General features: G+C 38.1%; 15 protein-coding genes. All 15 read right to left on the reverse strand.

The genetic code is table 11. The annotated features are described in order from the left end of the window. Window positions 1-12: 12 nt before the first annotated feature. Entirely contained in the window at window positions 13-1,902 is a 1,890-nt protein-coding gene (locus BS333_RS08600) for an FHIPEP family type III secretion protein (RefSeq protein WP_021709162.1), read from the reverse strand. Then, on the reverse strand, window positions 1,899-2,501 hold the full coding sequence (locus tag BS333_RS08605) for a hypothetical protein (protein WP_021709163.1): 603 nt from the start codon (window positions 2,499-2,501) through the stop codon (window positions 1,899-1,901). Before BS333_RS08605 ends, BS333_RS08600 begins: the two co-directional genes overlap by 4 nt. A 122-nt stretch (window positions 2,502-2,623) precedes the next feature. Then, on the reverse strand, window positions 2,624-5,356 hold the full coding sequence (locus tag BS333_RS08610; RefSeq protein ID WP_101903876.1) for a hypothetical protein: 2,733 nt from the start codon (window positions 5,354-5,356) through the stop codon (window positions 2,624-2,626). Between the two features lies 1 nt (window position 5,357). After that, entirely contained in the window at window positions 5,358-5,654 is a 297-nt protein-coding gene (locus BS333_RS08615) for a hypothetical protein (protein ID WP_021711290.1), read from the reverse strand. Further along, window positions 5,655-6,227 (reverse strand): hypothetical protein, encoded by a 573-nt coding sequence (locus BS333_RS08620; RefSeq protein ID WP_021711291.1) that lies wholly within the window; start codon window positions 6,225-6,227, stop codon window positions 5,655-5,657. A gap of 5 nt (window positions 6,228-6,232) precedes the next feature. Continuing rightward, window positions 6,233-6,643 (reverse strand): hypothetical protein, encoded by a 411-nt coding sequence (locus BS333_RS08625; protein WP_021711292.1) that lies wholly within the window; start codon window positions 6,641-6,643, stop codon window positions 6,233-6,235. Next, window positions 6,643-7,236, reverse strand: coding sequence for a hypothetical protein (locus BS333_RS08630; RefSeq protein ID WP_021711293.1), 594 nt, complete (start codon window positions 7,234-7,236; stop codon window positions 6,643-6,645). Before BS333_RS08630 ends, BS333_RS08625 begins: the two co-directional genes overlap by 1 nt. A 35-nt stretch (window positions 7,237-7,271) precedes the next feature. Next, window positions 7,272-8,018, reverse strand: a complete 747-nt coding sequence (locus tag BS333_RS08635; protein WP_021711294.1) for a hypothetical protein — start codon at window positions 8,016-8,018, stop codon at window positions 7,272-7,274. A 14-nt stretch (window positions 8,019-8,032) separates the two neighbouring features. Next, window positions 8,033-9,202, reverse strand: a complete 1,170-nt coding sequence (gene sctE, locus BS333_RS08640) for a type III secretion system translocon subunit SseC family protein (protein WP_021711295.1) — start codon at window positions 9,200-9,202, stop codon at window positions 8,033-8,035. A 126-nt stretch (window positions 9,203-9,328) separates the two neighbouring features. Continuing rightward, window positions 9,329-10,516, reverse strand: coding sequence for a hypothetical protein (locus BS333_RS08645; protein WP_021711296.1), 1,188 nt, complete (start codon window positions 10,514-10,516; stop codon window positions 9,329-9,331). 6 nt (window positions 10,517-10,522) lie between these two features. Then, the gene (locus BS333_RS08650) at window positions 10,523-11,692 is read right to left on the reverse strand and encodes a hypothetical protein (protein ID WP_021711297.1); all 1,170 of its coding nucleotides are present in this window, start codon (window positions 11,690-11,692) and stop codon (window positions 10,523-10,525) included. Window positions 11,693-11,712: 20 nt separating this feature from the next. Beyond that, window positions 11,713-12,228: a hypothetical protein gene (locus BS333_RS08655; protein WP_021711298.1), complete on the reverse strand. Its 516-nt coding sequence runs from the start codon at window positions 12,226-12,228 to the stop codon at window positions 11,713-11,715. After that, window positions 12,228-12,710, reverse strand: a complete 483-nt coding sequence (locus BS333_RS08660) for a hypothetical protein (protein ID WP_033004340.1) — start codon at window positions 12,708-12,710, stop codon at window positions 12,228-12,230. The genes BS333_RS08655 and BS333_RS08660 overlap by 1 nt, the downstream gene beginning before the upstream one ends. Further along, a complete protein-coding gene (locus BS333_RS08665) occupies window positions 12,697-13,245 on the reverse strand; it encodes a hypothetical protein (protein ID WP_021711299.1) in 549 nt (182 codons plus the stop codon). The genes BS333_RS08660 and BS333_RS08665 overlap by 14 nt, the downstream gene beginning before the upstream one ends. Beyond that, window positions 13,245-13,490: a hypothetical protein gene (locus BS333_RS08670; RefSeq protein ID WP_021711300.1), complete on the reverse strand. Its 246-nt coding sequence runs from the start codon at window positions 13,488-13,490 to the stop codon at window positions 13,245-13,247. Before BS333_RS08670 ends, BS333_RS08665 begins: the two co-directional genes overlap by 1 nt. Between the last annotated feature and the right edge of the window lie 293 nt (window positions 13,491-13,783).

Below are 13,783 nucleotides of genomic sequence, written 5' to 3' on the forward strand. Positions count from 1 at the left end.
CTAGGGCCAACCTTAATTTAAAACCTGAAGAGGCTCAGAGGTAGCGACATAAGAATGATCAGCAATATCTCCATGACTACAGACTGAAATCGTTGACATTACCTGTTGGAAGAATGATTTGACAGGGTTGATTTCACTATCATTAACGACCAAAACCGGTTTGCATCCGTGCTCAGTTGTTAAACGAACCAGCTCTTTACGCAAATTCTGTTGTACTTCGATCAAGCGCTCAACATCTTCAACCTCGCCCATCACAAAAGCTTCGATCAATTCAGTTACAGGTGGATCAAGAAGTGCCACATGCAATTTCTCCTGCTTGTTTAACAAACGAGATGTGATTTCATAACGCGCTTGACTCCGAATACGAATCAGCCAGTTTTTTGGCTCACTCTCAACGCGAGACCAATAGATCAATGCCTCAAAAAAGCTGATCTTATCTAAGAAGAATTCTGGTGAGCGAATCATTTCTTTCAATACATCGTGAACTCGATTAAGTCCAATTGCAGAATCAATTTCATTTTTCATCACTTCACTTTGTGCGCCCAGGCCCTCAACAATATTACTCGTATATTGAAGATTATATTTTTCTACTAAGCGTTTTCTTAAAAAGTAGCCAACGATCGATGCAACATTACTCACCTCATCCTGTTCACGCACAAAGATATCGTCTCCCATCACATCAACTAGAGGCTCAGATGTATCGTTTTTGAAACTGAAGATACATATATCAGAGACATAAACTTCAATATCACTGTCGAGTTTATCGTTGATATCAATAGCAGGGGCACCGAGGGATTGTCCCCATAATACCTGCTCAATAATTTCTAGTTGACGTTGAATGACCAATTGATGATTCGAATCGCGAATAACAAATTTAAGTGATTGATAAACGCCTGAACCCTTAGACTCAAAGGCAACAGTCACAACAGGTTTTCCTTGTTTTCGCCAAAGGAATAAAGAGAGTAATCCACTTAAAAAGGCTAACGGAGCACATACATAAAGTAAGTTACTGTTCGAAATACCAAGAAAGAGAATCACCAATCCAATAATTAATAGGCTTTTCCAGAAAACACCAATTTGGGTCATTAACTGTTCAATAAATGGACTTGATTCTTCACCTGCCCCTTTAATTCGAGTTAAGTAAACACCACAGGCCATTGAAAGTAGCAAACTAGGGATCTGAGAAACCAGACCATCACCAATGGTTAAAACAGAAAATCGGCTTACGCTCTCCGACAGAGATAAATCGAATTGATTGATCCCTACATAAATGCCACCAAAAAGGTTAACCAAACTGATCAAGATACCGGCGATTGAATCCCCTTTAACGAACTTCATCGCACCATCTAAAGAGCCAAATAGTTTATTTTCTGTACTGAGATCGGCACGTAATTTTTGTGCTTCTTCTCCCGTAATCAAACCACTTTTCAAGTCACCATCGATTGTCATCTGCCTACCAGGTAATGCATCAAGAGAAAAACGAGCCCCTACTTCCGCAACTCGCTCACCACCTTTGGTTACGACCAAAAACTGAACGATGGTTATGATGACGAAAATAAGTAAACCGGAGATCAAATTGCCGCCCATAACAAATTCACCGACGGTCTCAATCACATCACCTACATCTTCATTGGCTATAATATTTCGGGTCGTCGCAATAGACAGTAGGAGTCGAAATGTGGTTAACAACAAAACAACCGTAGGTAGAAAAGTAACATTGAGAGGATCGTCATTTTCTAGCATTATCACAAGTAATAAAGCCGAACTAATAAAGCTCACTAAGATAAAGGTATCGATCACTCCGCCTGGTAAGGTCACCAGAATAATCGTTGGTAGCAGTAAAGCAATAATGGCACTACTCGGATTGAATAGTAATGACTTACCCTTAAAACTTTTGATCATAACTGTTCTAAGCTCGCTCTCAGTTCCGCAATGATGCTTGAAGTATTAACACTGATAATGCTGTCTTCATCTTCAATGGTTAATATCACACCATCATCTTGTACATGTTGCTCTACCGATAGTTTTTTTGCTTCATCGTCAATTTCAGAATGCAATACTTCGATAAGATGACCGATCAGGTGTTCGCTTTGATTCAGTTTGGTCAATCGAGAATTCACTGCATTTGCAACCGATAGTTTCAGTTCATCTTTCACTTGCTTAAGGTAATTTTCCTGCTCGTTAAGCAACTCTGAAAATTGATATTGAGCTCGCTCAAACCATTCATCCTGCTGACTTATCCAAGTTTCCATAACAGTGTCATAGGCTTTTTCAACGTATTCATTAAGTGCGGATTCTTTGTCTTCAATCATCTGCACAACTTGTTGTTCGAGAATTTCTTGATATTCTTGTACCTGATCTTCCAGTGCCAGTAATAGTGCTTTAGCTTCGTGGAATACTTGTATTTCAGATTTTTTGATAACATTTGAGCTTCGATCACGTTCACGTTTAAACGTGATTTTTGGTATCGATTTTTCTTCTGATTCAATTGCAATGTACAAGGGAACACCTCACTTCTATTCTGCCGTTACTTTAACGAACAGAGAGGCTGAAACTCAAAAGAAAAAAAAAGACTAATCCTGAAATTAGTCTTTTTTATATACAAACTTATCTTTTAACAGTTTTATATATTTGTGAATACAAGATTATCTTGGTTCATGTCTTTAGCAAAATGCGCACCAATTGGCCGAAACTTGGCACTCTCCTGCATTGTCAAACGATCTTGCAAATTGCTCAGGTGCCGTAATTGGTGTTCACTTAAGGACTTTATATTTTTATAAAGGCCCTCTGTATAGTTGCCAAGGTTTGCACTAGATCTCGCTGAACCTAAACTTAGAACAGCACCTCCATCTGCAGTTTTATCCTTTGTCCAACCTTCCCCATTAAACGTCCAACCAGCAACTTGTCTGATACTGTCACTATTTTCTCTTCTTGATCTGCTACCGGTGTTTGAATCGTCAGTTTCAGTATTTTTGGTAACATTCTGATCGTTTTTCGTGACTTGAGCTTCATGATTGGATTCACTGGTAACATAAGGGCCACCAATATTGTTAGCTTGAGTAGCTAAGAAAGACTGTTCATCTGCAACGAAAGAATTAGTAACTTTTATTGCCTCTTTAATTTCTGGCCCATTTATAATTTTTGGTTCTACAAAATCGTCAGAGCCATCGCCCATAACATCTGGGTCTTTAACACCACTTTGCTTATTAATCTCACCGCGAGGTGTCAAGTTTTGGGGGGCATTATGAAGTTGAGCACCTTTGGCCTTTGTTTGATTTGTATTGGAGTCTGCTTGGTAATTTTGAGCTCTTCCTGATGCTGAGCCTTCTGTCGTTTGAACATAATCTGGTTGCTTAGTAGCCCCCCACTTACCTTCAGCAATTGGCTTCCAACCTAGAGAACCTGAGGACGGTGTTTCCGGGTTGTGTTGCCCTTCTTTTACAGGATTATCGCTTCCAGTTGCAGTACTGCCTTCTACATCTGAGTCAGAATTGGCATCTTTCGCGTTACGGATAATGTTAGCTCGAGTAGTAGAAGGAGCCTGTTCATCTGCAACGAAAGAATTAGTAACTTTTATTGCCTCTTTAATTTCTGGCCCATTTATAATTTTTGGTTCTACAAAATCGTCAGAACCATCGCCCATAACATCTGGGTCTTTAACACCACTTTGCTTATTAATCTCACCGCGAGGTGTCAAGTTTTGGGGGGCATTATGAAGTTGAGCACCTTTGGCCTTTGTTTGATTTGTATTGGAGTCTGTTTGGTAATTTTGAGCTCTTCCTGATGCTGAGCCTTCTGTCGTTTGAACATAATCTGGTTGCTTAGTAGCCCCCCACTTACCTTCAGCAATTGGCTTCCAACCTAGAGAACCTGAGGACGGTGTTTCCGGGTTGTGTTGCCCTTCTTTTACAGGATTATCGCTTCCAGTTGCAGTACTGCCTTCTACATCTGAGTCAGAATTGGCATCTTTCGCGTTACGGATAATGTTAGCTCGAGTAGTAGAAGGAGCCTGTTCATCTGCAACGAAAGAATTAGTAACTTTTATTGCCTCTTTAATTTCTGGCCCATTTATAATTTTTGGTTCTACAAAATCGTCAGAACCATCGCCCATAACATCTGGGTCTTTAACACCACTTTGCTTATTAATCTCACCGCGAGGTGTCAAGTTTTGGGGGGCATTATGAAGTTGAGCACCTTTGGCCTTTGTTTGATTTGTATTGGAGTCTGTTTGGTAATTTTGAGCTCTTCCTGATGCTGAGCCCTCTGTCGTTTGAACATAATCTGGTTGCTTAGCTGGCTGCCACGTGCCACCTATCTTCACCCAACCTAGAGAGCCCGAAGGAACAAGCTTTGGATTTATAATTAAATTTAATTTTGTTCCGTCATTATATTCAACTTTAAATGTCTTATGTCCAGATAAAATATTATCGGTACCATCGTTTTCAGGATTAATGGCACCATTAAATTTTATGTCAGAGTTGACAGTATTAATGTTGGTAATAAATATATTATTTTTTGCTTGAGAACCGTCAGAATCAGGTTTGTCTGAAGAATCTGTCTGTGTCTCTGAATCTTGAGTGACTTTATTATCACATTGATGATTTTTTTTAGGATGAAACTCGACTACACCACCTAAATCCGGCTGGTCATCTATAGGAGCATGTATATTAAGTGGACCAAATTGAATAAATTTATTACTCGCTTCTTTATATTGAGAGTCTGTTATAACGTCTGTAGGGTCTTCTTTTTTATCAGATTCTGAATCTGGTTTGTAATCAAGAAGAACAGGAGGAACATCTAACAAGCTTTTCTTTGGTTCAGTTTCTTGAGGTATCTCTTCCGTTTTAGGCTCTTTTTTCTTATCGTCAACGACAAAGTTATGCCCACCATACATCACACCAGATAGAGCATTAAGATAAGTGGCTAAACCTACCACACCGACTAAACCAATTGGAAAAGCGACAGCCAAACCAATGCCACCTAAAGCGCCAATTGTACAAACACAAAGATGCATGCCTGATTTGGATGTATTATTAAATCTATTAGATGTCTCTTTTTTATTGCCCGCTATTTTGTGTAAGCATTTATACAGTCCCTTCTTTTCTCCAAGGATAACTTTCTTTTCTAAATCGGGGTCTTTATGCTCAGCACCTAGAGTATCAGTTGCTTCGAATGTTGAGTCACGTTCAGCCACACTAGGAACAGATAGTCGGATTGGTGTAGTGGTAGTTGTTCCGCTGTGAGATAGAGAAGAAGACTCCACACTTACACTACTAGGCAATTTGTCCGATAGCACTTCTCTATCTTTAGAAAGAGTCTGTTGAGCACCGTTAGTTGATATTGTACTTAATGACATTTTAAAATCTCATTGTCTCTAATAATTGGATTGTGAGCCGACGAAGATCCTCTTCGCGAACGCCAAATTCAGAACATGTATAGGCTAAATAGCCATCTACTCGTATTAAATAACCACCCAATACGACTTCAATCTGGTTTAACTGCGTGAGCACATCTTCTATGTTTAAAACATGAACGATTTGAAAAAACGGAACGAGAGGATAAATAAAATAGTCAGGATGTTCACTGAATACCGTTTTTTCATTTTGCTCAAGATTAAACAAAAATTGCTCTATTGAATTTAAAGTAAATTGCATTTATTTCGAGTAAACCATGACCATGTCATCAGAAGACAAAGAGGTTAATTCATCAGCACTTAAATAGGTTTCAAAAGGAGTCCAGCTGACTGATAGCTTTAATGTCGGAGAAAGAGACTGAGGTTTCATCTGTAAGTAATCAGGGTCTATATCCATCGATTCCATTGCAACATACATATTTGTTTCCAGTCGATTACAGCTAAAAATAGAGGCCATGAGAGGCGATAAGTGTGTAACCTCAGCTTTTTCAATAAATCGAAGATACCGAATACCTTCTACCGAAAGATTTTGTGCAATAAGATAGGAAATGTACTCTTGCTCTAAGTGTTTTAGCTCTAATCCCAGTAAGCGTTCAATATCTGCAACTCTTAAATATCCAGTTATATCAATACCTATATGAGTTAACGATACCTCAACTAACTCACCAATAGTCCCAGGCTCCAGTATCAGCTTTCCAAAATTGAGTTGAATCGCATTATTATCAAATTGATGCCCAGCAACTGTATTTATCTGCGTTGCAGACTTCTGACTTAGTTCACAAAAAGGGGTTAACGTTATAATGTCATGCTTCATAATTCTTACCGGTTTCTGGATAGAAGGGCTAATACATCACGGCTCATAGAATAATCTTTTTCATCAATCCAGTCTCTAATACCTTGGGGGATTTGGCAGACAAAGTCATACAAAAGCTGATAAGTATCTTTAGAACTCATCGCATTAAAGTCATTTTCGTTGACGAGTTGTAAAATAAACGTGATATTATGAAATTGGTTTTCCAAGAGACCATCTACTACAATAGCTTTGACGGTTTCTTCTGAGTAGTGACGTAAATGTTCAAACCACTCAATCACTGCTTTTTTATCTAAATAAGTGTCAGCATCGGATAATCGGTTCCAACTTAAACGCTTTGATTTATTTTTGATAATTTCATAAGGGTCAAGATGATTACTACGAATGTTACAATGTGAGATGCGTGAGTGATTGTTCATTATTCACTTTCCCCATGTAATTCTGGTGAACTTTTTCGTTCCCCTTCTTCCTGCTCATCTCGATTTCTTTTCCTCTGATATCGACGTTCACGTGCATCGTATTTACGACAAAGCGCCAGCATAGAAAGTAAACCTTCAAGGTAATGGTCATTACCGATCAATTGTTGCAAAATCTCACTGTCTGCTTCCATACCCTCTGCTAACTCACCAAGAGCATCTAAGTAATTCGCCATTTTTTTACGAATAGACGAGGGGTAGAGATGTTGACAATGATTAGCTGCTTGCAAAATAAACAACTGAGCATCATTAAGCTGTTGTTTATCTGGTAAGCTTTGGGTAAAGCCTTGCCAATCTCTTAATGCTCTAAGTTGGTAACTGTTGAGCATCCTCGCAAACTGCCGTTGCTGCTGCGGTGTCATTGGTTTACGGCGAATGTGAAAAATTCGAGACTGTTTTTTATTGCGTTTCTCAGCTTGCTTTACATCTCGGACTCGCTTTGGCTGAGCCGAGGTTTCTTCCCGACTTTTTTTGGTTGGTGTGACATCCGAAACACGTTCTGTTCTTTGAGGCAATGAAAACGAAACACTTCGCATAGTCTAAAAAGAGCGGGCGAACCCGCTCTGACTCCTTATCGGTTTGTTGCCAAGCTTGCTCTGGTCATCGCTGCTAGAATGTCATTCAATTTAACCGCTTCCTGTGTCAAATTTTGAATGAACTGATCTAATTGAGCATCGAATTTTTCTTTTAGATCTTTTAGAGCTTGAGCTTGTTCTTGATCTTTAACTTCACCGGCATGCTGAATTTCATTAGCATGACCAACCATGTTACCGCTCATATCACTCATTTGAGTGACTGATTTATACTTACCTATACGAGCTTCTTGTAAACGGCTACTAAAGTCATTAATTTCTTTCGATTCTAATGATTTTACCGAGGTCTTATTTCCACTCGTCATACTCGTCACATGATCATCACGAAGTGTTTTAGTTTTACCCATTTTAACGGTTGCCGCAGTAGTTAGAGCCATAGTTGCTACGGAAGCCGCTAACGTTATTGCAAATTTCTTTTGGGCATCAGCACATTTATTGTCGGCTATCTTCATTGCCATATTACTCGTCGCCACAGCCTCATCAATTCGGTTTTGTGTGGTTTCGGCTCTCAAACGTTGAGAAGCTGCAATAATCTGAGCCATCAAAGCCAAAAGATCATTCATCGAGATAGGAGCAGAATCCGCTTTCATTACTGCTTTCTCGTAACCTTCCCACTCTTGTTTCATTGCTGAAAATGTTTCGGTTCCTTTAAGGCCATCATTCAATGTTAAATCCGAAGGGATCGAGTGCATTGCTAAGGCTGCCATGTTAGTTGACATATTCATTTATATTCTCCGGATTACATATGAATTGAAATCATTTTCTGATTAAAATCGCGATGATCACTATTGGTTTTAAAGATACTTTGGAAGACTTCATTTAGAGAACGCAAAGCTTGATCTAACATCATTAATATTTGTTGAATACGAGCTTCTAGTTCTTGCTGTCTAGCCTCATCAATTTCTAAATCTTTAGAGATATCTGCCGATTTAACGCCATATCCGGCACTGACAACAGAACTCGTAGATGAACTGACTTCCATAACTTGACTCGCTCGTGTAGCACGAACACGAGCTTTTTCGCTATTCATCATGAAATCTTGTATATTTTCAAGCAGATCGTCTAGTATCTTTTGAGCTTTATTCAAACCTGCTTGAGCTTTGCTAATCAATTGGCTTAGCTTTGGACAAAATGCTTTCAAGAGTTTGAGGATCGCATTAGCATTTTCCATTACTTCCTGAAGCGCTCTGCCAGCAGCTTTTACAGCGCCGCTGGCAGTTTTACCTGCAAATGATGCACCTTGTGAAGCAAATTTCGTAACGGCATTTGTAACAACTTTTGGTACCACTTTTGATAATGTGGTCGCTGCTGTTTTTGCAATATTGTTCATCAGTTGAGCAGGGCTAAAGCTGAGTAACATACCCACAATACCAATACCAATTTCAAGGCCCATCTTGACTTTATTGCGAATGTCTTCTGGTACACCAGCGGCTTTCATCACTTCATCAGCAATTTTCGGTATCACAACGGCTGCAACCATAGTACCAATCATAATGGCAGACATTACAGGGTTGAATGGTGCAATGACAAGAGCGGCAATAATACCAAGCGCCATGCCAAACTTGCTCCAAAAGTTGCTCTTTTTAGCTGCTTTCTGTTGCTCTGCAATTTTGCTTTCGCGTTCCTTTAATTGATTAATCTGAGAATCTTTTTGTGCATCAATCAACGCTTTCTTTGCATCAGAGTGCTCTTTACCTGTACCTGAAAGGGCATTTGCCACTTCCTTAAATTGTTCTTCGACCATTCGCCATAAAGCATTCAGGTTAACAGAACTTCCAGGAAGAGGTTGTTTTGGCGTAATAGATTCAGTAGCAGTGCTTTGAGTTGATACACTTTGCTTACTTTTCGTTTCTTCCTCAACAGCAATTACATTAACTGCTGCTGAGATAGGACTCATGAATGTACTCATGTATTTTTCCCTTCATGTGTTAAGCTAGGAATAAGTATCCAATTGGCTTACTTTTATCTCTTTCACGAGCGGCATGTCCCCAACAGTATCATGCTCTTTTAAATCTCTATTTTTCTTGAGTGAAAACTAGATATTTCTTGCAATTGATAATTGCTCATCACGTATAACGGATAGCCAATATTTAAGCGTCTCTTGCAGCATTTTTATCTGGTCACTAATATTCTGCAATTTCTTGACTTCATCATCTGTAAGAGGTCGGGTTGGAAATTGTTCATATAATTTATTTAGATAATCGATACTAATGGTTCCTTGATAGTCAACAGCATCACTCACACCTGAAGGCATGTTGCCACCATTCTGATTTTTCCAACTGCCATCATCGAATAGGTAATCAGTGGCTGAGTTAAAATCACTCTTAGTTACAGAGTCAATTACAGAGTTCACAGAGGATATGTCACCAGTCAATATTGCCCTTAATTGTTCGCTACTCACTGAATATTCAGGATTTGATAATAAATTCGTCAAAATAACTATACGTAACATCGGGCTTATGTTGTCAAGATCATCTGTAATCCAACCACCAAGATCTGGATTCCTATAAATTTCCGGTTTAAATTGATTCATGAATGTATTAGGGACAGTACCGGTGATAGGGTCACTACCACAGATCTTTTGCATAGCTTTATAAGCTAGGCTGTCACTAGGAATGCTACCGCTAGTTATGCCATTTGAAATAGCGCTCCAAGTTCGGCTAACAATGTCACCCAGTTGACTAGGATCAAAATTATAGGTGTTATGACTTCCCGAACCTATCTTCTCAAGTAAGTTGCCTATGTCCTTAAGAAGCTGGGGGTCTCCGTCCAAGCCATATTCTTCTGCATGAGATAAGACATCCATCAATGCAAGCTGATACATATCTTCGTAATCAACGCCACTGAGCGTTCCATCTTTCATTGCATTAAACATATCCCAGATTGCATCTTGAAATGCAGAAGCACCAGAACACGCTTCTTCAAGGTCCTCTGCCATTTTTCCAAGAGATTCAATTCCATCTGCCAACATTTGTGCAATCGCAAATTCAGAGTTAATACTTCCGACAACACTCAAAACTAATTGCTGTTGATGTTTGGTTATCATGGCAAGCATACTAGCAGTTGGCTCTTGGCCTAATAAGGCAATGGATTTTTCGATTTGTTCTAATTGATGGCTTGCATTATCAAACTTTTCACTATCCAGAGTTGAAAGTTTTGATAGTGATGCATTATCTAGAGACTCATATTTTATGTGTGTGTTTAGTAAATTATTTATATTCATTTTTATCTATATATTTCTTGCGATTGATAATTGCCCATCACGAATAACGGATAGCCAGTATTTCAGTGTCTCTTGCATCATTTTTATTTGGTCACTGATATTTTGTACTTCTTTGACTTCTTCATCAGTTAACTCCCTCGGAGGAAATTTGCTATATATTTCTTTGAAATAATCCGCACCTAAGCCAGTCCCTTCCCAATCTATCACCATGTGACCACCCTGACTTACAGCTCTCCAACCGTCATTTGCTGGATCATCTTGGTATCCGTCATTTTTAAATAGAAAATCCATTGCACCGGCGAAGTTTGTATTTTCAGTAACAAAATTATTTAGTTCTCCAATCGATCCAGTAAGAAATAATATAATGGTTGATTGTTCGACATTAGGATGCTCAGAAAGATATGCTGACATTAGAGCTAGTCTTAGCATTGGCGATAAACCGTTTTCATCGCTATAGTCAGTGTCACAAACAAAGCCACCTTGCTCATTAAAATTATTTTTAAATTGATCAATTAAACTATCGACACCACCACAATCATTATTCATATAATTTAAGATACTTTGACACAAACTTCCCTCAGGTGCGTTCTGCATCATGTATTCGAAAAGATTTTTGCAATTCGTCGAAAACTTATTACCGTCCCAATGTTCATGATAGCCATGTGAACCTGAACCAGTACTTTCTAGAAAGTGCCTCATAATAGCATCCATGTCAGAACCATAACCATGAGACATAAAATCCATAATAGCTAATTGAAACAAATCTTCTAATGCATAACCTGAATTAGCACCATTCGCTTTCATAGCTTCAAATATTTCTGCCATAGCATTTTCGAACATACCAAGACCACCATTAGTCCAGCCTTGAAGAACTTCCAGTTGATGACCCAAAGATTCAATCCCCTGTGCTAACATTTGTGCAATAGCAAATTCAGAGTTAATATTACCAACGATACTCAAAATTAATTGTTGTTGATGTGAGGCTATCATTTCTAAAATTTGAGCATTTGCTGGTTGCTTTTCCAATAAACTAAAGCTTTCATCAATTTTTCTAAGCCCAGCGTCTGCTTGATTAATTAGCTCGATTTGAGGTCTCTTCAAATTTAATTCATCATTGAACGATTGACTACCAAACCCATTTAAATAAGAAGATAAATTTATAGAACTTGAGCTCATTGGAAATCCTTTAATATAATTTAATTAGCTAAATATGGTTTTAGCTGCTGCTGTAAGTAATCGAAGCGTGTCTTATTGAACTCGGTAAGGTTACTTTCTTGAACAATAATTAATGTAGCAGCTGCCTGAATATGCTCTTCGAGTTTATAATGACAAAGAGAAATGTTAAGAAAAGTCTCATCTAAATCATTGGTTGGAAATGTCTTTAATACATTTAAAGCGTCCAATGCCTTACTAAACAGGCCCTTCTCTAAATAAATTGCCGCCAAGCAGCCTACGCCTCTATGGTCATAAGGGTTTAATGAGCTATATGCAGCAAAGATGATTTCTGCTTCTTTAAACTGAAAATTATTATAAAACCCAACGCCAAGTTCAAATATTGTTTTTAACTGATTTGTTGTGATTTTTTCGGATTTACGTAAACTAGCTATCTCTTGTTCAATCATTTTTCCATCAAGTAAGGAATAAAACTCTTCCCCTGACTTACCAAATTCAATCTTTGTTTTTTTATTCATTTCAACTTTTTTTGAATGCATTAGTTTATTCCCGATTTATTCAGTAGCGGTGTCAATACTTGATTTACAGCACCACATAACCGCAAGTTGCTTCTCACAATTATCTTCGTTGATGGAATCTTCATTTTTAGACGTATAGACCACAAAACAGCCAAACGATTGTCGTACTCGGCAAGCAACATCAAACCAAGTTGCTGAGTGTCAAACTCTGGCGGTATGTTTTGAGCGCCTATTGCATCAGACCATAAATATAAATTCTGCGTTAATAGCTGACGAACTTGTATAAATGCCAAGCTATTTTTGGCTTCACGAGATCTCTGGTATTCAAGCATTAGACCAAGTGTTGTGACAATATGCCTTACCTCACCAAGACTACTTGATAGCCAACGCTGGCATTCCTCATCCGTAAGTTTCGTCAAAACCGAAAATGACGTTGGACAAAGTACACGTTGAGTCAAGCAATGATGAAGTAATTTCTGATGACGTTTTTTATGTGTTTTCATTTGTCGTCATTTGCACAAAATAACTAATAGTGAGAGCATCTTGTTCAGCAATTAATCCCTTAAGAAAGCGTTCAATATTATTTTTTTTATCGACATCCATTTCCTCAAGGCTCATAATCAGAACAGAGATACGTTTACTTTTATCTCCAGTCACGACTACACTAGCTCGTAAAACATTAGGTATAACACTTAACTTGTTATATATTTCACGACTTTCAAGTAAGTTTCCTTTTACTATCTCTAATTTACTCAGACTAGCAAACTTGGATTCAAGTAAATCATTAAGGTCTTCACGTTGAAAGTAGAAGTTATATTGACTCAATAAGCGCCGCGCTTTTACCTCTTGAAGCTTGTCAACATAAACTTCATAAACTTCTTTGCTTTTCTCTAACGTCGCGGATAATTGTTGCCTCTCCAACAATACAACGACTTTGTTCGCAATATCAGCAGATTCGAAACTAGCAACTTGAATTGTTTCCTGTTCATTACAACCCGTTAGTAAGAGCGCTATAAATACCATCCACAGTTTTTTCATCATTGCGCCTTCATCACTTCATTAATTGCATTGGCGGATTTAGAGGCAATTTTCGTCACTGTTTCCTGATACATATTGTAATGGAACAAAGATTGTTGAATAGCTAATGAGTCTCCAGCAGAAATAGCTTGACGAGAGTTTATACGCTCTAGATTATCAAGTATTTCCTGAAATCCTTCACCAACATTATTAAATGTCTCTTCCATAATGGAAGGTTGAATTTGTTCAATTGTTAAAGTTGGCATGTAAACTCCCACGAACATAAGATCTTCTAGGTTTGATTCTCTTATCTTATCTATATGCTACGAAAACTCTAATGTGTTCTTTGGAATCATTGTGAAAAAAGTGGGCACCCCACAAAAAAACCTAGCGTCCACAACACCAGAAACATACCCCCCCTATCAAAAAAGTGAAATAATTATAAAAATATAAACAAAACTAAAGCAAGGAACTGAAAGTTAAAGGATTTATTAATATTTACAATTAATGAATTTAATTAACCCTACACCATAAAAGCCTGCAATAATTTTTTATTTTA

The sequence above is a fragment of the Vibrio azureus genome, from assembly GCF_002849855.1.
Taxonomy (GTDB): domain Bacteria; phylum Pseudomonadota; class Gammaproteobacteria; order Enterobacterales; family Vibrionaceae; genus Vibrio; species Vibrio azureus.